Here is a 22,757-nt window from a genome sequence, read left to right as displayed (position 1 = left end):
GTGTTACCTCTGCATAGGGTTATGTGCAGCCGTACCGAAACGGCACGGCGGTGAGCATGATTATGCGCACTAGACCGAGATGTCGATCCCAGCGTCTCGCATTTTGGCTAATTTGTAGCGTAAAGTTCGTGGACTGACCCCCAACTTCTCAGCGATGTCCTTGCGTCGCCCTTCACAGGCGCGAATGGCGTCTAGAATAATCGAAAACTCTTGTTCTCGCAGCTCATTTCCTAGCCCATCCCCCCCTGATGGTACGCTGCCTGTGACCGGTGCGGAGGCGGCAGGCACAAAGGGTGATCCTGCTTCAGAGAACGCGGCAGATGCTGACGCAACAGCCACCGATCCGGGGTCGACCTCACTGCATTGTTGCACGACCGTCAACTGTGGGGAAACGGCCTGTTCCACCGCCTGCTGTAACCCGCCCGCATCCAGCCAATCGAGCCCTTCCAGCAGAATGTCACTGGTACTGATGGTGGCGCCATTGCATAAAATCAGCGCACGCTGTACCACGTTGTCCAGCTCACGCACGTTACCCGGCCAACCATACTGTTGCAATTTGATCACCGTTTCCGCTTCCAGTGCAGGCACCGGCAACCCTTGCTTCATACAGTGGCGTTCCAACAGGTATTGGGCTAACGGGGCGATATCACCCGGACGTTCAGTCAGGGCTGGCCACGTCAGTGGGAACACATTCAGGCGATAATACAGATCCTCACGGAAATGCCCTTCTGTCACATACTGCTTCAAATCGCGGTTACTGGTGGCCAGCACCCGCACATCCAGTTTGATGCTTTTGCGACTGCCAAGACGTTCCACTTCACGCTCTTGCAAAACACGCAATAATTTCGCTTGCAGGCTTAATGCCATTTCACTGATCTCATCGAGCAAAATGGTACCGCCCTGGGCTTGTTCAAACTTGCCCGGACACGCCTGCACAGCGCCGGTAAACGCACCTTTTTCATAACCGAACAGGGTCGCTTCCAGCATGTTTTCCGGGATCGCCGCACAGTTGATGGCCACAAACGGCCCATCACGGCGCATCGAATGGCTATGGATATAACGCGACATCACTTCTTTGCCTGAGCCACTCGGCCCGAGCACCATTACATTGGCGTCGGTTTTCGCCACTTTTTCTGCCAATGCCAGCAATTTCAGCGATTTTTCGTCCGCCACCACCGCATGACCGATCTCTGTCTTCACGGGCGCATAGCGACTGATCATGTTCAGCAGCACTTCGGGCGCAAACGGCTTGGGCATGTAATCAATCGCGCCGTCCTTCATCGCAGACACCGCATCTTCAATGTTGGCGTAAGCGGTCATCAACAAGACAGGCAGTTTCGGCCAATGGTGTTTAATACTGCGCAGCAGACACAAACCATCCATGCCCGCCATTTGTACGTCGGAGACCACGATGTCGACCGCTTCCGCTTTAAGCAGTAGCAGTGCCTGCTCAGCACTGTCGGCTTCCAGCCAGTCATACCCCGCTAAAGCAAGGGTATCGACCAAGGCTTCACGCAAGCCTTCGTCATCTTCAACCACCAATACGCGGCTTTGGTTCATGGTGTTACTCCCATCGTGGTGTCTTCGGTATGGATCGTGGCCGCACAAGCAGCGGAGGTCGCTTTGGGAAGGCTCAACGTAAACGTGGCACCTTCACCCAGTACAGATGCCACCGTCAATTGGCCTTTGTGCGCATGCACCACCATCTGTACCACCGCGAGCCCGAGGCCAGTGCCTTGTTGTCGCGTGGTAAAGAAAGGTTCGAGAATTTTTTGCTGCATATCAGGCGCAATGCCCGGACCATTGTCACTCACGGCAATGTGTACCCACTCCTCTTGCACGCTCAGTTGCAAACGGATCTGCGCCTGTTTGCCTGCCATTTGAATGGCATTGGTGATCAGGTTACTGATGGCACTGGCCAGTGCATTGGCATTGCCCAGCACGGCCACCGCTTCATCATCACAATCGATACTGAAATCCACGTGACTCGCCAACACTTGGGCTTCCACCATGCGCTCAACCTCGTTCAGCAGGGTTTCCAAGCTAAACGGCGCGACCACTTTATTGTCGCCGCCTTTGGCAAACAGCAGCATGTCATTCACTTGCTTTTCCAAGTCATGCAGGCGGTCTACTAACTTGGTTTGAAAGCGTTCACGCGTCGGCTGTGTCAAATTCGGGGACGACAAATTGGCGGCATACAGCAAGGCACTCGACAACGGGGTACGCACTTGATGCGCCAATGACGCCACCATGCGGCCTAATGACGACAAGCGTTGCATGTCACTGATCCGCGACTGCAATAAGCGGGTTTCCGTCATGTCGGTAATAAAAATAAGCTGGCCACTGCTGGAGGCAGAGATCGCCAGTTTAACGCGGCGACCATTGCGCAATGACACTTCATGACCATCATCGTCACGCGGGGCAAACGCACGCTGGATCACATCAAACCAACGGACACCCGTTAACGGTGCGCCGAGTAAACGCAGGGCTTCTGGGTTGGCGTCACACACCACACCGGTAGAATCAAGAAAGATCACCCCTGACGGCATCACATCCAGTGCTTGCTGATAACGCGATACTTGTTGTTGCAGAGAGACTAACGAGGTGTGGGTGTCATCCATGTGTATCCTGATAATGCAAAAAATTGCTATAAAATCGTCATTAATGGACGATATAAAGCATTTTCCGTGCCAATAAAAAATACTGATTATCAGTGAGTTATGGATTAAGGAGGAGAGGTGACGGCGTCAAAAAAATGACACCGTCAAAATAGTACTTAACGCAGGGCTTCTTTGCTTAAGCCGTATTTACGCATTTTTTCGACCAGCGTAGTACGACGCATACCCAACATGTCGGCCGCGCGGGCAACGACACCGGTTTGTGCTTCCAGCGCCTGACGGATCATGTCGACTTCCAATTCCGCCAACATCTCTTTCAGGTTCAAGCCTTCAGGCGGCAAATCGCTCATGTTCACCGCTTCTTCCAACGCAACCGCGACAGCAGGCTCACACGCAAACATGTCAGCCAACGCACCACGCTCTTGCTCTTCCAATGAAAGGAAAGACGTTTCAGGCTGGAATGCCGGGATATCCGCGTAACGGTACTTCATTGGCAGGTGATTCACGTCCACCATTTCGCCCGGATAGAGGATGATCAAACGCTCCACCAGGTTCGCCAATTCACGAATGTTCCCCGGCCAGTTGTGCTCCATCAGTGATGTGATCGCACGTGGCGTGAAGTAAATGGGCTTCGCGCCTTCTGCTTCCATACGTGCCAACAATTCTTGCAGCAACAACGGGGTATCTTCAATGCGCTCACGCAGCGCAGGCATTTCGATTGGGAACACATTCAAACGGTAGTAGAGATCTTCACGGAACACATTCTGTTTGATCATCTCGTCCAAATTGCGGTGTGTTGCCGCCACAATGCGCACGTTCGCCTTGATGGTGCCACTGCCACCGACGCGCTCAAAGCAACGCTCTTGCAGCACACGCAGCAACTTCACCTGCATAGACATCGGCATATCACCGATCTCGTCTAAGAACAGAGTACCGCCTTCTGCCAACTCAAAACGGCCTTTACGGGTTGAAATCGCCCCCGTGAATGCGCCTTTTTCGTGACCGAACAGCTCGCTTTCCAGCAAATCGGGCGGAATAGCGCCACAGTTCACAGGGACAAACGGGCCTTTACCACGGGAGGAATGGTAGTGAATATTACGCGCAACCACTTCTTTACCCGTGCCTGATTCACCCAAAATCAGTACGCTGGCATCAGTCGCAGCCACTTGTTCAATCAAGTGACGGATCTGGCTGATGGCCTCACTGCGCCCCACCATACTGCGGAACAGGGTGTTTTTACGGCTAAGTTGTGGCACTTGGAACGCACGTTTACCTTGGTACTCCTGACAATGGCGCAATGCATCCATCAGGGGACTGTAGGTCAACGGCAAGTCTAGGTTGCCAACATAATTGGGAAAGCCTGCCAACTCACTCTCGTGGTTCGATAAGGCAATCACCGGAATGTGGTGATGAATACGTAAGTAATCCAGAATACGACTCAGTGATTTACCCGTACTGATCTGACCCAGTAAACAGGCACTCCACTCGTTTTCCCAGAGCGTACTGTCGACCTCGGAGCCTGAGATAACTTGATGTGATTCACCCATAAAGCCAAGAATGACACTAAGGTCATGGCGGTGATTAGGATCATCATCAATAACGAGGGTTTTTGCTAAACCTTGCATAGGAAAGATATTGCCTGCCTTTATAGGTGTTTTCTATTCTGTGGCGTTACATCATCTGAATAGTGCGAGTGATGCGCAATGCACAGTCCTTGTGATGTCACAGTAACCGAATTCTTTTTATATGATCTCAATCGCCTGATGGCGACAATCACAGACGATGCGTTTGCATTATCTGCCCATGACGAGATCCGATTTGGTTTAGCATTGTAATAAATGCTCACCAGAAGGCAACTGGGGACAACCAAAAGCTGTGACCCCAGTACAAAGGAAGATGCTCACTCTGGGCGATGTGATGAAAATATAGCCAATTGATATTCCCAAACTTTCATCATCACGGGAGTGATATCTCACAATTTATAACGCCATTCAGGGGATTGGCTTAGCCCAACTGCGTCATGTTGTGGAATTCAGCCGGGATCTGATCCCATGCCGATTTGATTTCACGCAGCATGCCGATAACATCATCCAGCGGCTCTGTCGTATTTTCACGGTTTGCTTTGTAGATTTGGTGGATCATGAAATCGTACAGCGCATCCAGATTCGCCGCAATTTCGCCGCCATCTTCCATCGACAAACAGGTACGCAGACTGATCACGATATCCAGCCCTTTACCGATGCGCTCCCCTTTCACTGCGATGTTGCCTTGCTCCATCGCCGCTTTTCCTTGGATCAAGCGTTCAATCGCCCCTGCCATCAGCATAGAAATCACACGATGGGGGGATGCTGATGTCAGCTGGCTGTCTACCGACACACGTTTATACGCTTGAAGCGAGCCTCTCATTGCCATTTTTATAACCTACCGAAATTTATTGTACATCTGTAACGAGCGTTGCCCGTGTACTAAGCGTTGCATGTGCTGAGCTGATTGTTCGCGATGATGCTGTACGTGCGCCATCAACTGAACGGTGCGGTCAATCGCCGCTTGCCACTGCACTTTTTCAAGCCGCGTGGGATCAGCCTGTAAGTGTTGCAACACCTGCTCACGCTGAGCGAGCAAGTGTTCAAGTAAGGGTGTATCCACCTCGCCGACGTGGGTCAGCAAGGTTGTAAGCTGTTGGTCAAGGTCTGCTAATTGCTGCATGTCGCGTTACTCTGTCTGCGGTTCGGGCGTTTACCGATGCTTACCCCGGCATCATGCTCATCATCGAGCTCAGCTGGCTTTTCATCTGCCCCATCGCATTGTCCATGGCCGTGAACTGATCATGGGTACGCTTTTGCACACTTTCCATGCGGCGATCTAACGTGGCCTGATCGCTGTTTAACTGCGACATCTGATCATTGAGGCTATTTTGGCGACTTTTAATGCTGCCGGTAATGCCGGTATGCGCGTGGATCAAATCTTCAATTTTACGGGCAAAGCCATCTTTGCTATTGAAGAAGGCACCGACATCGGTAAAGTTTTGACTGAGCTGGCGATCCAACAAGTCATAATCAATTTCCAACCGCCCTTCCATGGTGCTCATCACCCCAAGCTCACTCAGGGTTTTGACCGTGTCCGGCGCGCCGGCGACCGGGCTGGAGAACGCATTACGTAGCTGGTTATCCACCGAGCGAATAATGCTATCGCCCACCAGCGGGCCTTTCTCTTGGGTTTCCGGGTCAAATTTCCCCAAGTCTTGCGCCGTGGTATAGAACTGGTTGTACGCATTGACAAATTGCTCGATGGCACCGCCGACCGCGTTGCGATCGTAGGCCACTTCCACGGTCACCGTGTCTTTGATCGACTGGCCGTCTTTTTCCGATGTCATGGAAAGCAAATCAAGATCGACCCCTTTGATCGCATCTTCAATGGTATTGGTGTCACTGGTGACTTCGGCGATGCCGTCAATCAATACCTTGGCATCGGTGGCCGCTTGCATCTGTGTCATCGGGTTGATGTCGTTATGACGGTTAAACCCGAATTTTTGCAGTGTACTGTCAAACGGGGCATCGACCCGCACCTGCACTTGGTTGGCTTCCCCGCTTTTATCGGCGGTTAAGACCAAACGGGCGCCCACATCGTCTTTGATGACCGCCGCCATGACGCCTTTATTGTCAGGATGGCGGTTGATTAAACGCACGACATCCAAAATATTGCTTTCTTCTTTGGGGATCTCGACATCAAACATCGTGGTGCCGAGTGACAAAGACAGCGTGCCCGCGCCCAGCGGTTTCTCGTCATTGAACGGGCCGGAGACAATTTTATGCGCTTGCGCTAATTGCTCGACCTTTACATTGTATTTGCCCGGCAAGGCTTCATAGCTGGCTGTCGCCTTCAGCATGTCGCTGTTATCGGTACTCACGGTGCGCGCTGACAAGGTATGGTTACGGCGAAAATCCGACATCATGTATTTCATGTCGTCGAGCGATCCTTTCAGCTTGCCATAGGCACTGATACTGACATCAATATTGTCGCGCTGACGGGTGATACGCGCTTCTGTCGGCGCACGCTCCGCATCCACAATGGTTTTCACCATTTTATTGATGTCTAAACCAGACGCCGTTGCGGCTGCTCCTATGTTCATGAAATACCTCTTGTCACGGGGGTTGCGTCTACACTTTCGTCGTCACCAGACCACCGGAATGATTCACCAATTGGCGTGACAAGGCGAGCATGTCTTCATCGGGAAGTTGGCGCACCACATCGCCGGTACTTTTATCGTAAATGGTCACGGTATGCTTACCGGACGCTTCATCGATCCGAAAAGCCAACCCTTTGTTTAGCGTCGAACCGACAAACTCTTCAATTCGCTCGACCACTTTTTCTAATGCTTCTCGCTGCTGCTGACGCTGTTGTTCAACATCATGGCTCGATTCGGCCTGACGCGCGTCGTTCACTCGGTGTGTCGGTGATAACGGTGCTGTCGATGAGGCAGAAACAGGCTGTGCCGCGGAGGATGCCGTACCCGTGTTAACGGTGTGCATGGAATGCGATGTCACATCGCCTGCACGCTGAGTGGCATGGGTACCACTGACCACACGTGTAGCACTAGCAACATTTGTGCCAACAGGAGATTGAGAAACCGAGGGGGACGTAAGAGGAGGAAGTGAAGACGCAGAAATTGGGGGAGTATCCATCTTCTTTCACCGTCTAACAACGTGAAACGGCAAGGGAGGCGGGCTCCCTTGCCGTTATCATGTTGCGGATTAACCCAATAGGCTCATCGCCGCTTGCGGCGCTTGTTTCGCCTGCGCAAGGATAGACGTTGATGCCTGAGATAGGATCTGGCTCTTCGTCATTTGCGTGGTTTCTTTCGCAAAGTCTGTGTCACGAATACGGCTGTTAGACGCAGACACGTTCTCGTTCACGTTGTTCAAGTTGTTGATGGTGTGGCTTAGACGGTTTTGTGACGCACCTAGGTTCGCACGGTCTGAGTCAATTTGCTTCAGGGCGTTATCCAGTACGGCTACCGCTTGCTGAGAACCACCCACTGATGACACATCGATGTTCTGTACAGATGCACCGCCTGCGCCCGCTGCTGCGTTCGTCAGACCCAATGCAGCTACTGTTTTCGCGCCTTCAAAGTTGATCGCTTTGTCAGATTCAGTCACGACTTGCAGTGCAAGACCTTTGGTCACGTTGCCAGCTTCGTCTGTGGTTTCTACAGTCGCAACAGAGGCGTTCACGCCGTCAACCGCACCATTGATCTTGGTCGCTAGCTCTTCAAGGTCGTCGCCCGCTTTCATTTCAACTTTGGTGCCGTTGATTTTCAGATCTTCGGTTGCAAGTTCTGCTGACACTTCCCAGTCAGAGCTCACGCCTACGCTACCTTTGGTCGACGTACTGTTCATTGCATCAGCACGTAGATCGCTCATGGTTAGCTGTACCGCTTCACCTGAGTCTGCACCGACCTGAATTGAACGGCTACCGAACGTACCGTTGATCAGCTTTGTACCACCGAAAGACGTGGTTTCTGCGATACGGTTCAATTCGTCTTTCAACGACGTCACTTCGCCTTGGATCGCGTCGCGGTCTTCTTGTGAGTTCGCGCCGTTCGCAGACTGTAGAGACAGGTCACGCATACGCTGTAGGATGCTGGTTGATTCCTGCATAGAACCTTCAGCCGTTTGCGCCATTGAGATACCGTCGTTGGCGTTACGTACCGCAACGTCAAGACCACGGCTTTGCGTCATCAAACGGTTAGAGATCTGAAGACCTGCAGCATCGTCTTTTGCGCTGTTGATCTTGCTACCTGTTGCCAAGCGCTCCATAGATTTTGCCGATGCATCAGTTGCCTGATTCAGGTAACGCTGAGCGGTCATTGCAGAAACGTTAGTGTTTACGGTAACTGCCATAATGTATCTCCTTAAATCTTCAAAATGGCTTGACCAGCCCCGCCGGTAAAACCTCGATATTCTTTATACAGGTTCTGTAACGGCATGCTTTCAAAAACCTTTAAGACTTTTTTTTGAATTTTCCCACAACCGCTGAAAATAGCGTCAGAGTTCCCCACAAGGCTATCTTCAAGCAAGAGTCCAATCCAACTTAAGACAAACAGAAACGGCAAGAGGTTGCCCCCTTGCCGTTTCTGTTTGCCTCTTTGCCTTATCGCTGACCGCTAACGATCCAACAACGACTTACTGCAATAGGCTCATTGCCGCCTGTGGCACCTGCTTGGCCTGCGCCAAAATAGAGGTACTCGCCTGCTGCAAGATCTGGCTTTTGGTCATCTGCGTGGTTTCTTTGGCAAAATCCGTATCACGAATGCGGCTGTTTGATTCCGACACGTTTTCCGACACATTCGCCAAGTTATTAATGGTATGACCCAAACGGTTTTGTTTGGCACCCAGATCCGCACGCTGGCTATCAATGTATTTCAGCGCGGCATCCACAATGCCGACGGCTTTCTGTGCGCCACCCACCGTGTTCACGTCAATGTCTTGTACCGTGGTCGCCGTACTGGTGCCAGCAATCATGCTGGTTGCCGCACTGGCTGGGTTATTTTTGTCTGCCAGACCGGTGGCCATCACCGTGGTGCTGTCAATCACGATAGGCTCATCGCCTTCCGAGAAGATTTGCAGCTCACCCTTTTCGGTTACTGACGCAGACACGCGATCCGTCTGACCGTTAATGCGGGTCGCCACTTCTTCAAGATCATCGCCTTCAGGCAAATCAATGCTGATCTTATTTTCGGGTTTGCTGGCATCGCCCACCGAAAACACAATCTTATTGCCCGCACCGGTTTCCCAATCTGGCGTCGCCTGACCGGTACCTTTCACTAACTGGCCGCCCATTTCTTCATAGTCGCCACGCACACTGGTGATCCCCATGATGATGGCTTCACCCGAGTCCGCACCGATCTGGAACGCGGCTTCACCAAAGGTGCCGTTAAGCAGTTTACGGCCACCAAACGCGGTCGTTTCTGCGATACGGTTCAATTCATCTTTTAACGAGGCCACTTCGCCTTGAATAGCTGAACGATCTTCATCGGAGTTTGCCCCGTTCGCAGACTGGAGGGATAAGTCTCGAATACGTTGCAAGACATTGGTGGATTCCTGCATCGCCCCTTCGGCGGTTTGAGCAATGGAAATACCATCGTTAGCATTGCGCATGGCCACGTTTAAACCACGAGTCTGTGCCACCAAACGGTTCGAGATCTGCAGGCCGGCTGCATCGTCTTTTGCGCTGTTGATCTTACTGCCAGTCGATAGGCGTTCCATCGACGTATTCAGATCACTGGTTGCCTTACTCAAGTAACGCTGCGCAGTCATGGCAGATACGTTGGTATTAACAGTTACAGCCATTTTGCTCTCCTCTGATTTCCGCCCATCGGCGAAATCACCGACCCGTCACCATCAGAATGCTTAAAAAACAACGCGGTGGGATCAGCAATACAATAAATGATGGCGGCAAGGTGTGTCCGTTGCCGCCTAATAGCGACTTATAAGCAAGCTCTATGCCAAAAGTTAAAGCCATTATCGCCATGGCGCATATTGCTGTTGTGCATATTACCCGCATGCATGGCGATGTTACGGCTTGGCGTTTTACGCTTGCCTTATTAGATATAATTGAACAGGTTCAAATCTTTGGTTTTGGCAAAGGCTTGTTGTGAGGCTTGCAGTGCGGTCATGTTTTCGTTCAGTTCAATCACGGCGCTGGCGTAATCGAGATCTTCCAACGTCCCGCGCGCCTGACTCATCACTATTTTGAAATCTTGGTGCATGTCTTCTTGGCGATCCAAGGTTTGCAAACGGGTACCAATTTCCGAACGGGCACGGTTAATGTGCTTAAACCCTTGCGACAGTTCTGCTGATACCTGATGCAACTCGGCGGTCGCACTGGCGTCAGACACCTCGCTATCGGCTAAAGCGATCCCACGCTTGAATGCATCAAACACATTCACCGTGTCTTGTCGCGCCAGGCTGATACTGTCGCCGGGTTTGATTTCCCCTTCCACTTTCACTGCCAAGGTGCCAAATTGGATCCCCTCACGCGCATCGTACGCCGCGCGACTGACCAATTGGTCGTTCTGGAACAATTCATAGTTGGTGCCGTTACCGGACGATGAAAACGCAATACGGTAGGCCGCGTTATCGGTATTGTTGCTGTTGGTCGCTTGCGACAGCAGCAGTAACGAACCACTTTGCAGATCGTACTCTGGCTGATAATCACCAAACGGGTTGGGCACATCCATAAACAGCTTGTCACCGGCATCGTTCACCGGCACGGAGACAGACGCCCCCACTTGTGCCATACGCTGATAACTGTCGCCAGCATAGGTGACGCTGCCCGTGTTATCGCGAAAGAACGGCTGTTTGTCGTATTGGTTACCGGCAAACACATAGTTGCCGGATTCATCTTGGCTGTTAACCTGATTCATGAAGGAATCATACAAGCCTTGCAAATCCTGCTTGTGCGCCAGACGGTCATCACCCGACAAGGCACCGTTGACCATCATCATGGATTTACGTTTGGCTTCATCAAGCAAATTTTCCACCTCGGTGATCGCCGTCTCTTCGTTATCAAGACGGTTACGGGCCAGTGTGATGGTTTTAATCGACTGGTCGATCTGGGTGTTTTGCTGATCGAAATTCTGGATATAAATAGAGGCAACAGGATCGTCACCGGCTGTCAGCACGCGCTGACCCGAGGCAAGTTGCTGCTGATTTTCCGCAACCCGCACCTGCTGACGATTCATGTCATTGGTGACAGATTGGTAGTGGTGAAAACTGGCAATACGACCGATCATACGGGGTCAGGCTCCTTAGCGAGCTACGTTCAGTAGGGTGTCAAACGTTTCATTAGCCACGGTCATGATGCGCGATGACGCCATGTAGGCTTGCTGAAATTTCATCATATTTGCCGCTTCTTCATCGAGGTTGACCCCCGAGATCTCCGCGACACGGCTGGCCGCCGCTTCTTTTTCGACATTGCCCACGTCTTTCAAGCGGGCTGCCGAGGCTTTTTGCACCCCCATTTCGGTGTTTAAGCCTTGGTAGACATCCAGCACGCTGGCGCGGCCTTCATCCATAATTTTGGCACTCTGCAACGCCTGCATGCGCAGCAAGTTACCGTTGTCACCTTGAGCGGCGCGCAGGTTCACGGCGAACACATCGCCACCCGCTGCCCCGCCCGATAACGTAAACGCGGTGCCGTTAACAGCCACTTCACCGCCCGGTGGGTAAGGGGCGGGATCCTTCAAAATGCCGCCCTTCATATCCAGTACCGCGTATTGGCTGGCATCTGGCGAGATCGCCACCTGAAATTCGCTCAATGGCCCCCGTTGGGTCACGGCAAAATCGGCCTGTCCCTGTATTTGCGTGGCAGAGCTTAAATAACTTTGGGCGGCAATTTGGCCCGGATCCTTGATGGCCACGCTGATGTCAGCGGCACCGGTGCGGGTCGGGCGCAGTAAAATTTGCTCACCCGCACGCAACGGGGCGTCCATTTCAACGCGGAAGCCATCCACCGTAAACGCGGCAGGGTTACCGCTCGGCATGATTTTCTGACGCTCACCGTCTGGCGTGACCAACGCATGTTGGCTACCGTCAAACGACAGGGAATATTCGCCCTTTTTCAACGCATTCAGATCATCAATATACACTTTCACATCGGCGGTCGAGTCAGGCGGTAACACCACACGGGACGCCGCCAATGCCGGATCATTCATGTCACGGAACATGACGGCACCCACTTGCCCGTTCAAGTCCATTCCCTGCTGCTGCAGGCTATTCACGCTATGGGCAAAGCCCATTGCCATGCGACCGATTTCATCTTGTGCATGGGTCAGGGTTTCATCGCGGAACTGGAATAACGCCGCCATTTTGCCGCCAATGCCGTCATTACGAATGGTCTTTAACGACTGGCCTTCTTGAATGGCCAATTGGGTTTGTTGCGTATCCGGCTTGCCGCTCACCATGCGCAATTCACTGGCTTCGGTGCCCGAAACCAAGGTGTGACCACTGCCGATCATGATATTGAAGGTGTTGTCGTTTTTGGGCGTGACACTCACCTTGGTGTATTCAGACAGTTCGTTGATCAACGCTTGATGGCGATCCAGCAAATCGTTATTCACCGACGGCGATTTGATCAAACCATCGTGCACATCCACCAACTCTTTGGCGATATCATTCACACGATGCAACGTACGTGACAGCACTTCGCTGGTCTCTGACTTTTGACGCGCCAGCACGCTGTAGTTTTCGTTCAATCCCGCCGCTACCAACTTGGCTTTTTCCATCACGACTTTGCGCGATCCCATGTCATTGGGCGAGTCCGACAACGCTTTCACCGCGTCGTACCAGTCGTTCATGTCTTCCGGGATTTTTTTCGCGCTGTTGGACAACATGTTATCCAACCGGCCCAATTGCGTGTCTCGCTCATTGGCATAGCTGAGATTGGTGGTGGTCAGGTTCAGCTCATTACTGGCAAATTGGTCATAGCTGCGGCGAACTTCTGCCACATGCACACCGGTGCCGTGCTGATTGCCCCCCCACCAAATCGGATCATTGGTCTGCTGCTCCACCGACTGGCGGCTGTACCCTTCAGTGTTGACGTTATTGATGTTATGACTGGTCGTATTCAGCTGCCGCTGTGCGGTAAACAGACCGTGCGAGCCCATATTGAGCAAGTCAAACGCCATAAAGCCCCCTGAAGGTTGAGAAAAAAAGACAATAACGGGAAGATGTTAAGCGAAAATCGTGCCAAGTTTGGGAAAGAAAGGGACGAGTGCCGAGGGACGGGTCTCGCTTCGCTCCGAGGAAGAGCTGGGAAACAGTGGCGAGTATAAAGGAACGAGTAAGAGCGGAAAAACAAAAGCGGTAAATGATAGGAAGAGAAAATATATCGTGGTGCAAGGAAGTCAGTTCGTCATTTATGCTTTTACTTTACACTCGCCGACTCGACACTCGCCCCTTAAAACCGCTCTTCCTAGCCCCTCGTCCCTTCGATTCCCTAAGATCCTGCGCTGTCTACGTCCATATACCCTTTCACGGAATCCATCACGCCAATGATTTTATCGGCGTATTTCGGATCGGTGGCGTAGCCAGCTTGATGCAAGTTACGGATAAACTGCTTAGGATCTTCCGGTTGCGCCAAGGCATCACCGTAGCGCGGGTTGTCATTTAAGAAGCGTACGTAATCATTAAAGCTGTCTTGGTAATTGGCATAGGCGCGAAACGCCGCTTTTTCCTGTACGGGGATCCCTTGGTGGAATTCCAACGTATTCGTGGCCACCTTGCCGCCGTCCCAGCGAGGATCGGCTTTGATATTAAACAAGTTATGGCTTGAGCCTGCGGCATTTTTGATCACCTTTTTGCCCCACCCGGTTTCCAGTGCAGCTTGGGCGATCAATACTGCCGGATCGGTGCCTAAGGCTTTAGCGGCCTTCTTGGCAAACGGCGTCAGGCGGGCCACAAAGTCTTTCGGGGAATCAAACACTGGCTCGGCCTGACGTTTTTCCACTGCCGCAACCGGCGCAGAAAAGATCGAGGCAAAATCCACGCCCGATTCAGCCGACAGCGCCTTTAACACCTGTCCGTTTTGAATGGCTGCATCATTGTCTGGCGAGATATTGGCAGCAGCATGTTTGCTTGCCACCGGCGCGGCTTGAAAAATCTGTCGAATTTCAAATTCATCGCTCGCACGCTCAGCTGACAGCGCAGATTTAGCCTTATCGCCTTCCCCCTGCATTGCCGCTTTTTCTTTTTCACCGCCAAGCTGTTCAACAATCAAATCGGCCAACCCCAAGGAGCCTGAGCTACTCAGTTCACTGGCCATCTGCTCATCGTGCATCTGTTCAAAGAACTTACTGTTGCTGCTGCTCATTAAATCCGATTCAAAGGCTTCGTTGGCCTGTCGCATCGACTTAAACAACATCTGAGTAAAAATGGCTTCAAACTGCTGGGCTGCCGCTTTCAGCGATTCCCCTTGGTCGTTACCGATGCCCGCACGCAAGCGGTCAAGGTTAGCCATATCATGGATAAAACCTGGCGATGTGGTTTTCATACAGCCTCAATCAACGTCAGTAAATTCAATGAACACATTACAAAATGATCAGCTGGCCTTCGATGGCACCGGCTTGTTTTAAGGCCTGCAAAATGGCCATCAGATCTGACGGCGCAGCGCCCACCTGATTCACCGCACTGACCAATTCATCCAAGGTCACGCCCGGTTCAAATTTGAACATGCGTGATTCTTCTTCATTGACCTGCACGCCCGAGTTAGGCAGCACCACGGTTTTACCGCCCGAAAACGCATTCGGTTGGCTGGCACTGTAACTCTCTTTGATCGAGACCGTCATGCCACCGTGGGTGATCGCCGCAGGACGCAGTTTCACGTTCTGGCCGATCACGATGGTACCGGTACGGGAGTTCACGATGATCTTGGCCGCACCCGCCGCCGGATCAAATTCGAGGTTCTCAATCGTCGACAAGAACGCCACACGTTGACTCACATCACGCGGGGCGCGCACACGCACCGAGGTGGCATCCACAGCGGCGGCCATTTGCGGCCCCAAGAAACCATTGATCGCGTCAGACATGCGCTGTGCGGTAGTAAAGTCGGACTCAAACAGGTTAAACGTCAGGTAGTCACCGCGCGCAAACGGGTTCGGGATCTCTTGTTCAACGATCGCACCGTTACTGATCCGCCCCACGGTTGGGGTGTTCCCCACCACTTTAGAGCCGTCCGCACCGGTGGCCGAGAAGCCCCCCACCATCAAGCTGCCTTGGGCCACGGCATACACTTTGCCGTCCAAACCTTTTAAAAAAGTCTGTAGCAAGGTACCGCCGCGCAAGCTTTTGGCGGAGCCCAAAGACGATACCGTAATGTCGATGGTCTGGCCTTGTTTGGTGAACGCTGGCAAGGTGGCGTTGACCGCAACAGCAGCGACGTTCTTGGTTTTCGGCTTGGTGCCCGGCGGCAACTGAATACCGAAGTTTTGCAGCATGGCATTGAAGCTTTGATCGGTAAACGGCGTGGTTTCCCCCGTTCCCGGTAAGCCCACGACTAAACCGTAACCCACCAATTGGTTGCTACGCACACCGGCCACTTGTGAGACATCTTTGATCCGTGCGGCTTGCGCCGACCCGATCACACACATCATCACGGCGCCCAACAAAAAGTGCAATTTCACGCTGTTGTCCTGTTAAATACTGACGTTGAAGAAGCGAGACAACCAGCCTTGCTCTTGAATATCTTGTTGTTCACCCGTCGCCGAGTATTGGATCCGTGCATTGGCCAAACGGGTTGATAACACGGTGTTGTCCTGATCAATGTCGTCCGGACGTAACGTGCCGCTGACACGGATGTACTCTTCACCGGTATTGAGCATCAGCCACTTTTCACCCCGTACTAACAAGTTACCGTTCGGCAATACCTCAATCACTTCGACGGTGATCGAACCTTGTAGGCTGTTGCTTTGATCTGCCGAGGTACTGCCGGTAAAGGAGTTAGCATTGCTCATGCCGTAAGACAGATTACGATCACCAATGGTGACGTCTTTACCCCCGAGCATCACAGGATCCATCGACAAATCGGTCGATTTATCCAAATCAGCACTGGCGCTTTTTTTCGCCTGCGTGTTTTCTTCCAACATGATCGTCACGATGTCGCCCAAACCACGGGGTTTGGTGTCGTCATACAAGTCTTGCATGTAGGCGGTACTGAACAGTGAACCCGTTGCTGTTGCGTAATGTTCTGGCTTTTCTGGCGGGCGGATCGGCGCCCATGCCGGATCCCCAGCTTGCGGGTCTTCACGACGACGCAGTTTATCCACCAAGCCATCATCGGGCTGTGTACTGCCTTCTACCGCATCCACCGTGGTGGTGCCCGCGACCACATCCGACCCTTCGTCCGGTGTTTGCGCGCAGCCTGTCATGAACGCGGCAAGGGCGATCAACAGTGCCCAATGGTTATTTTTCACAGTCATTACTCGTTATAGCTGCTGGTTCACGTAGCTCAGCATCTGATCCACGGTCGAAATCACTTTGGAGTTCATTTCGTACACGCGCTGGGCTTCGATCATATTGACCAGCTCTTCCGTCACGTTCACGTTTGAGGTTTCCAGCATGGATTGGCGAATCGAGCCCAATCCCGCTAAGCCGGGAACGCCTTCCTGCGGATCGCCGCTGGCACCGGTTGGCAAGAACAGGTTCTGACCCACAGGCTCAAGGCCGCCTGGATTGATAAAGCCCACAGTGGTGAGCTGACCCAATACCTGGTTTTCTTGCTGGCCACGAATACGCGCCGACACTTCACCATCGGTACCGACCGTGATGCCAACCGCATCTTCCGGCACCACGATTTCAGGCTGCAACACATAACCGGAGCCCGTCGTAACCAACTGCCCGTCTCCATTCAGGGTGAACTGGCCGTTACGGGTGTAACCCATGTTACCGTCAGGCATCAAGACTTGGAAAAAGCCTTCCCCTTCGATCATCATGTCCATCGCATTATTGGAGGTTTGCGTGTTGCCTTGGGTGAACACTTTCTGTGTCGCCACCACTTTCGAACCCGCACCCAGCATCAAACCGGTCGGCAGTGTCGTATCCTGCGTCGCCTGGCCGCCAGGCTGGTTAATGTTCTGATAAAACAGATCCTCAAACACCGCACGACTTTTCTTAAAGCCCACGGTCGAGGCATTCGCCAAGTTATTAGAAATGGTCGAAATATTGGTTTGCTGGGCGTCAAGGCCGGTTTTACTGACCCATAAAGCTGGATGCATCTGAATTTCCTTTTATCGGTTAGCCTAAACGCAGCAATGATGATGACGCGGCATCCATTTCTTCTGCGGTTTTCATGAGTTTGACTTGCATTTCAAAGTGGCGCTGAAGATCGATCATACTGGTCATCTCCCCCACGGCATTCACGTTGCTGCCTTCCAATGCACCCGTCAGCAAGCTGACTTCCGGCGACGCATCGTAGGTTTCACCGGGAACGTTAGTCTTAAACAAGCCATCGGTATCTTTAAACAGCGATTTGTGGTTTGGCTTGACCAGTTTGATCTGATCAATCACTTCCATCGCATCCGGTGGGGCGCCCTGCGGCAACACGGACACCGTGCCGTCTTTGCCGATTTGAATTTTGCTGATTGGAAGAGGAATGAAGATCGGGCCGCCGCTGTCACCTACCAGCAAGTTACCATTGGTGTTCTGCAATAGGCCGGTTTCGTCTATTTTCAAATGCCCCGCACGGGTAAAGCTTTCTTGGCCCCCCGCATCTAATACGGTCAGCCAGCCATCGCCTTCAATCGCCACGTCGAGGTCACGACCCGTGGTCATCACAGATCCTTGCGCAAAGCTTTGTCCCGGACGTTCCGTCATGGCAAACACGCGGCTCGGTAAGCCTTCGCCATACGCCTGCATGCTTCGGGCCTGTTCGAGATCTGCGCGAAAACCGGTTGTTCTTACGTTAGCAAGGTTGTTGGCGTGTACTTGCATGCCATACATGTCTTGCTTCGCGCCACTCATGGCCAAATACAAAGCACGATCCATTATTGACTCTCCCAATCACTGTTGGTGATTTTTAAGCAATAATTATGCCACCGAGAGAGGCTCACGGTGATTCAAGGCGTTATTGATAAAACGAAGAGAAATGTCACGCTCAACCATGAAAGATACAAGTCATGGCAACAAACAGTCGTCAATATTTTGACGATAAAGATGAAAAGGAAAAGAAAAGGCTTATCGCAACAGAAGATAAAGCGCATCACGCCCCTTTTTACCGCCAATAATATGACGATACGAGAAAGAAGCAGGATAAAAAGAAAGAAGAAACGCGATGGCGAACCGTCCAGTAGACAGCGCCATCGCGCACCATACGTACAATCGCCGATTAACGGATTTGCAAGATGGTCTGCTGAAGCTGATTATCGACTTCCAATGCTCGGGAGTTAGCTTGGAAGTTACGCTGCGCGGTGATCAAGTCCACCAACTCTTGGGTCATGTCAATGTTGGACTGCTCCAGAGAGCCGCTCTTGATCGAACCAAAAGCGCCTTGGGTCGCTTCGCCCCAAATAGCCGCACCCGAATCTTGGCCTGACACCCACTGCGTGCCGCCTTTCGACACCAAGCCTTGCTCGTTCGCTACTCGCACCATGGCCACACGGCCAAGGGTGACGTTCTCACCGTTACTGTACGTGGCAACAATGGAGCCTTTGCCGTCGATGTCTACTTTGGTCAAGAAGCCGGTGGTCGCGCCATCTTCATTAAAACGGCGAATTTCAAACGGCGCTGCGTATTGGGTCGGCTGATCAAAATTGATGTTCAAGGTTTGTGCCATATCAGCACCGTTCATGTTCACCCCTGCGCCGCCTTGCTCTTCACTCGTACCCAAAGCTTGCGTGATGATCGGGTTGCCGTTGTTCACAGACTTCACCGAACCGTCGGTGTTAAATTCAATAAAGTGACCCTGATGACCGGTGCTGCCCATCGGGCCAGACGCCGCGCCAGAGGCCACTTCACCGTCACCTTCCGGTGTCATGTTAATGTCGAGCGCTTTCTCGCCCGTCGAATCGGTCACGGTGTAGTAGACCGCCCAGCGGTTTTCAGCCCCCTGACTTTTTGCACCTTCAACTGGCTGACCATCGGGACCCAATGGCGGCTCAGCCGAATCACCGCCGTTGTCTTTCACGTAATACGAGGTCATTTTGTACGGCTGACCCAGTGAGTCATACATGGTCACTGAGGTGGATTTGTTGTAAGTGCTCGGATCGTTAAAGTCAAAACGCGCCGGATCTTTTGCCGGTGCGGATGCCGGTACGTTCACACCAATATTGATGTTCTGCGATTCACGAGGCTGACCAAACTGATCCGGTACCACCATGGCTTGGGCTTCGTAAGAGCTAACCTGATCCGTGCCTTGGTCGACCTGATACCCCAACAGGTACTGACCTTCGGAGTTCACCACCTGATTGTCTTTGTTCAGGTGGAAGGCGCCGTTACGGGTCAAATTGTTGTTCTGTGGCTGCAATTTGTCATCGGCCACGGCAAAAAAACCGCTGCCGGAAATACGTAAGTCCATCGGGTTATTGGTGTACACACTCGAACCTTCGTGGAACTGCTGTGCGACAACCGATGTTTGCACACCGCCACCCGTGGTGGTTTTGGCGTTAGAAAAAATAGAGCTGGAATACACATCGCCAAACTCAGCACGCGACTCTTTAAAGCCGTAGGTGTTGGAGTTCGCAATGTTGTTACTGGTGGTATTCAGATCTTTTTGTGATGCACCGATACCGCTGAGTGAAATGTTAAATCCCATGGGGTGATTCTCCTACTGTCCGTTTAGACCTGACCGACTTCAAGTACGTCGGACAGTTTGAATGGCGAGTCAAACCCCGCCAGGTTTAGCATCACACTGCCGCTGCCATTGCCCAGCAGCACACTGTTCACGTTGGCATAGGTGGATACATCAAATTCGCGGTTATCACCGCCCACTAAGCCCGCCACTTTCAGGGTGTAACGCCCTTCCGGCAAAGGATTGCCACTTTCGTCTTTGCCGTCCCAGTCAATACGGTGCTCACCCGGTGGTTTCGCGCCCATATCGAAGGTTCTCAATAACTGACCTTGTTCGTTTTCAACACGTACCATCATGTTGTCCAACGCTTCCGGCAAACGTACCATGCCAGCCATGCCCCCCTCGGCCCCTTTCACGGAAGTCGAGCTTGGGATCAACACATCACGGCCAACCAATGACGACGCTTGCAGCGCTTGGTTCGAGGTCATCGCGTCATTCAGACTGCCGAACTGTTCGTTCATCTGGCTGATACCATCCACGGTGGCGAATGACGCCATCTGAGCGATCATCTGATCGTTACCCACGGGTTTAAACGGGTCTTGTTGTGCCAACTGTTTGGTCAGCAACGACAGGAAATCTTCTTGCTTGAGCTCATTCTGCCCGGTCGCTTTCTGGTTTTCCTGCAGCTTTTTCTCTTGCATCCCCTTGAGTTGGTCAAGATAGGACAGGCCGCTTTGACCGGCGCCTTGAATACTGGTCATCACTGAATCTCCTTAATCCTTATTTGCCCATCTGCAAGGTGCTCATCAGCATTTGTTTGCTGGCGTCGGCAACTTGGACATTACTTTGGTATGAACGGGACGCGGAAATCATGTTCGCCATCTCTTCCATCACATTGACGTTCGGCTTGTAGATAAAGCCTTCGGCATTGGCCAGCGGATGATCCGGGTTGTACTCCGCACGCAGTGGTTTTTCGCTTTCTACGATGCCTTTGACTTGTACCGGTACACTGTCTTCACGCTGGTAGCTGGCACTGTCGAGCGCCGCCGCAAAAATCGGATGACGGGCTTTGTACGTTTCATTGGCCGAGCTGCTCACGCTGTTGGCGTTCGCCAAGTTACTCGACGTGGTATTCAAACGTACCGATTCCGCACTCATGGCTGAGCCGGATACATTAAAGATATTAAACAGACTCATGCATTATTGTCCTTTCAATGCCTTGCTCAGGTTTTTAAACTTTGAGCCAAGAAAATCGAGCGACGCTTGATACTCAATCGAGTTCTGCATGAACAAGTTCTGCTCGAGCTGGGCGTCTACGGTATTGCCGTCACCGGTATCCGGTTGGGTAGGTACGCGGTATTTCTGCTCACCCGACACCTGTGTGGAGGCAGAGATATGCCGACCATTGGTGCGGCTGAGGCCAATATTTGCCCCTGACGTTGCCGCATTCAATGCGCGTTGAAAGTCGATGTCTTTTGCCTTGTAGCCCGGCGTGTTGGCGTTGGCCATGTTACTTGCCAGTGTTTCCGCACGTTTGGCACGGACACCTACGGTGTACTGGTGCACACCCAATGCTTTATCAAAAGAGATGGACATAAACTGCCTCCAAAATTCATTGCGAATTAAGAAGCAAAGGTTGTGCCAGTTTTATGAGAGAGGGACGAGGGGCGAGTTAAAAGGGACGAGGAAGAGCGGAAAAGCAGGAAAAACAGGGACTAGGGCAAAGGGACGAGTCAACGAGTATCGAGTTTCGAGGAAAGGCAGAAGAAGCGGGTGGGCCTGTGGGCCGGTTTTCAAAAACCATAAAAAAAGCAAACGCTTTCACGCTTGCTTTTCTATCGTGTCTCGTGCCAAGAACCGCTTTTACTCGTCCCTCGGCGCGCAGCATGACTCGAAACTCGAACCTGCTTTTACGCTTTTACTCGAAGCGCAGCGAGACTCGTCCCTAGAAACTCGCCCCTGCTTTACCCGCTCTTCCTCGTCCCTTCAGACTCGAAACTCGCCCCTGCCCTTATTTCAGCTTATAAATGATCCCAGGATTACAGCGGATCATCTCAAACTTGTCGCTTAGGCCGGTCAAGGACTCGGACGCGCCCAGCAGCAGGTAGCCGCCCGGGTTCAGGCTCATCGCCATTTGGTTTAGCACCTTGGCTTTCATTTCTGGCGAGAAGTAGATCAATACATTACGACAGAAAATCACATCAAACTTGCCCAGTAGCGCGTAGCTGTCTTTCAGGTTCTGCGGACGGAAGTTCACCATACGCTTCACCTTATCATTCACACGCATGCGACCATCGCCATTGTCTTCAAAAAACTGACGACGACGCTCCGGTGACAAACCACGGCTTAACGCCAAGTTGTCGTACGCGCCGGCACGGCACGCATCCAACATGGTCTGCGAAATGTCAGTGGCGGTGATCTGCACGCCACCGGCCAATACGCCCGGACGGCGCATCTGCATTTCCAGTGTCGTCATCGCAATGGAATACGGTTCTTGACCGGATGAACTGGCCGCCGACCAAATTTTGATCGGACGCTTCGACGCCGCCAATTCAGGCAAAATTTTATCAGCCAACACGGTGTACGGGTAAGTATCACGGAACCACAGCGTTTCATTGGTCGTCATGGCATCCACAGAGGCCACGCGCAATTCACGGTTGCGCCCTGAAATCACCAATTGCAGTAATTCAGATAAGGTGGTGAGCGAAAAACGACTGAGCAGAGGCGTCAATCGGCTGCGCACTAAATATTGTTTACTGTCACCGAGAACAATCCCACACTGGGCTTCAAGAAAACGACAAAATTCACGGTATTCTTGATCGTTGATGGTTATGGCTGTCATCTGCTTCTCTAATTGTT

Annotated in this window: 22 protein-coding genes; 1 reads left to right on the top strand and 21 read right to left on the bottom strand. The window is 52.2% G+C overall.

All coding sequences use genetic code 11. The annotated features are described in order from the left end of the window. Positions 1-69: 69 nt before the first annotated feature. The 3 genes from ACSF8W_RS03905 to ACSF8W_RS03895 all read right to left on the bottom strand — a co-directional run bounded on the left by ACSF8W_RS03905 (position 70) and on the right by ACSF8W_RS03895 (position 4,243). Positions 70-1,560 carry a sigma-54-dependent transcriptional regulator gene (locus tag ACSF8W_RS03905; protein ID WP_500845230.1) on the bottom strand — a complete coding sequence of 497 codons (1,491 nt, stop codon included), beginning with the start codon at positions 1,558-1,560 and terminating at the stop codon, positions 70-72. Continuing rightward, a complete protein-coding gene (locus ACSF8W_RS03900) occupies positions 1,557-2,621 on the bottom strand; it encodes a sensor histidine kinase (RefSeq protein WP_500845228.1) in 1,065 nt (354 codons plus the stop codon). The genes ACSF8W_RS03905 and ACSF8W_RS03900 overlap by 4 nt, the downstream gene beginning before the upstream one ends. Before the next feature lie 155 nt (positions 2,622-2,776). Next, the gene (locus tag ACSF8W_RS03895; RefSeq protein ID WP_500845227.1) at positions 2,777-4,243 is read right to left on the bottom strand and encodes a sigma-54 dependent transcriptional regulator; all 1,467 of its coding nucleotides are present in this window, start codon (positions 4,241-4,243) and stop codon (positions 2,777-2,779) included. 78 nt (positions 4,244-4,321) lie between these two features. On the opposite strand from ACSF8W_RS03895, the gene ACSF8W_RS03890 reads away from it, so the two are divergent. Beyond that, the gene (locus ACSF8W_RS03890; RefSeq protein ID WP_500845225.1) at positions 4,322-4,453 is read left to right on the top strand and encodes a hypothetical protein; all 132 of its coding nucleotides are present in this window, start codon (positions 4,322-4,324) and stop codon (positions 4,451-4,453) included. 169 nt (positions 4,454-4,622) lie between these two features. Here the strand turns inward: ACSF8W_RS03890 and fliS are convergent, their stop codons facing one another. The 18 genes from fliS to ACSF8W_RS03800 form a co-directional block, all read right to left on the bottom strand. Beyond that, positions 4,623-5,024 carry a flagellar export chaperone FliS gene (gene fliS, locus ACSF8W_RS03885; protein WP_500845902.1) on the bottom strand — a complete coding sequence of 134 codons (402 nt, stop codon included), beginning with the start codon at positions 5,022-5,024 and terminating at the stop codon, positions 4,623-4,625. A gap of 15 nt (positions 5,025-5,039) precedes the next feature. After that, positions 5,040-5,324, bottom strand: coding sequence for a flagellar rod protein FlaI (locus ACSF8W_RS03880; protein WP_500845223.1), 285 nt, complete (start codon positions 5,322-5,324; stop codon positions 5,040-5,042). 40 nt (positions 5,325-5,364) lie between these two features. Next, positions 5,365-6,747, bottom strand: coding sequence for a flagellar filament capping protein FliD (gene fliD / locus ACSF8W_RS03875; protein ID WP_500845221.1), 1,383 nt, complete (start codon positions 6,745-6,747; stop codon positions 5,365-5,367). A 28-nt stretch (positions 6,748-6,775) separates the two neighbouring features. Continuing rightward, complete coding sequence (locus ACSF8W_RS03870) at positions 6,776-7,300, bottom strand: flagellar protein FlaG (RefSeq protein ID WP_500845219.1); 525 nt, start codon at positions 7,298-7,300, stop codon at positions 6,776-6,778. 69 nt (positions 7,301-7,369) lie between these two features. Continuing rightward, positions 7,370-8,518 (bottom strand): flagellin, encoded by a 1,149-nt coding sequence (locus tag ACSF8W_RS03865; RefSeq protein ID WP_500845217.1) that lies wholly within the window; start codon positions 8,516-8,518, stop codon positions 7,370-7,372. Between the two features lie 282 nt (positions 8,519-8,800). Next, on the bottom strand, positions 8,801-9,967 hold the full coding sequence (locus ACSF8W_RS03860; protein WP_500845215.1) for a flagellin: 1,167 nt from the start codon (positions 9,965-9,967) through the stop codon (positions 8,801-8,803). A 254-nt stretch (positions 9,968-10,221) separates the two neighbouring features. Beyond that, entirely contained in the window at positions 10,222-11,412 is a 1,191-nt protein-coding gene (gene flgL / locus ACSF8W_RS03855; protein ID WP_500845213.1) for a flagellar hook-associated protein FlgL, read from the bottom strand. Positions 11,413-11,427: 15 nt separating this feature from the next. Beyond that, a complete protein-coding gene (gene flgK / locus ACSF8W_RS03850; RefSeq protein WP_500845211.1) occupies positions 11,428-13,305 on the bottom strand; it encodes a flagellar hook-associated protein FlgK in 1,878 nt (625 codons plus the stop codon). Between the two features lie 311 nt (positions 13,306-13,616). Beyond that, a complete protein-coding gene (flgJ, locus tag ACSF8W_RS03845) occupies positions 13,617-14,669 on the bottom strand; it encodes a flagellar assembly peptidoglycan hydrolase FlgJ (RefSeq protein ID WP_500845209.1) in 1,053 nt (350 codons plus the stop codon). A gap of 37 nt (positions 14,670-14,706) precedes the next feature. Further along, positions 14,707-15,768, bottom strand: a complete 1,062-nt coding sequence (locus ACSF8W_RS03840) for a flagellar basal body P-ring protein FlgI (protein ID WP_500845900.1) — start codon at positions 15,766-15,768, stop codon at positions 14,707-14,709. Positions 15,769-15,810: 42 nt separating this feature from the next. Next, positions 15,811-16,563, bottom strand: a complete 753-nt coding sequence (gene flgH, locus ACSF8W_RS03835) for a flagellar basal body L-ring protein FlgH (RefSeq protein ID WP_500845899.1) — start codon at positions 16,561-16,563, stop codon at positions 15,811-15,813. 36 nt (positions 16,564-16,599) lie between these two features. After that, the gene (gene flgG / locus ACSF8W_RS03830) at positions 16,600-17,388 is read right to left on the bottom strand and encodes a flagellar basal-body rod protein FlgG (RefSeq protein WP_428476678.1); all 789 of its coding nucleotides are present in this window, start codon (positions 17,386-17,388) and stop codon (positions 16,600-16,602) included. A gap of 19 nt (positions 17,389-17,407) precedes the next feature. Then, the gene (gene flgF, locus ACSF8W_RS03825; protein WP_500845207.1) at positions 17,408-18,157 is read right to left on the bottom strand and encodes a flagellar basal-body rod protein FlgF; all 750 of its coding nucleotides are present in this window, start codon (positions 18,155-18,157) and stop codon (positions 17,408-17,410) included. A gap of 340 nt (positions 18,158-18,497) precedes the next feature. Continuing rightward, positions 18,498-19,922: a flagellar hook protein FlgE gene (gene flgE / locus ACSF8W_RS03820; protein WP_500845205.1), complete on the bottom strand. Its 1,425-nt coding sequence runs from the start codon at positions 19,920-19,922 to the stop codon at positions 18,498-18,500. Between the two features lie 23 nt (positions 19,923-19,945). Continuing rightward, positions 19,946-20,659: a flagellar hook assembly protein FlgD gene (gene flgD, locus ACSF8W_RS03815; RefSeq protein ID WP_500845897.1), complete on the bottom strand. Its 714-nt coding sequence runs from the start codon at positions 20,657-20,659 to the stop codon at positions 19,946-19,948. A 19-nt stretch (positions 20,660-20,678) separates the two neighbouring features. Continuing rightward, positions 20,679-21,095 (bottom strand): flagellar basal body rod protein FlgC, encoded by a 417-nt coding sequence (flgC, locus tag ACSF8W_RS03810; RefSeq protein ID WP_428476674.1) that lies wholly within the window; start codon positions 21,093-21,095, stop codon positions 20,679-20,681. Positions 21,096-21,098: 3 nt separating this feature from the next. Beyond that, on the bottom strand, positions 21,099-21,494 hold the full coding sequence (gene flgB / locus ACSF8W_RS03805) for a flagellar basal body rod protein FlgB (RefSeq protein WP_500845203.1): 396 nt from the start codon (positions 21,492-21,494) through the stop codon (positions 21,099-21,101). A 415-nt stretch (positions 21,495-21,909) separates the two neighbouring features. After that, a complete protein-coding gene (locus tag ACSF8W_RS03800; protein ID WP_500845201.1) occupies positions 21,910-22,740 on the bottom strand; it encodes a CheR family methyltransferase in 831 nt (276 codons plus the stop codon). Between the last annotated feature and the right edge of the window lie 17 nt (positions 22,741-22,757).

It is taken from the genome of Photobacterium sp. 270122K (assembly GCF_059941365.1).
Note: the sequence above shows the minus strand (reverse complement) of the source record. Positions and strands in the feature narration are given on the sequence as shown.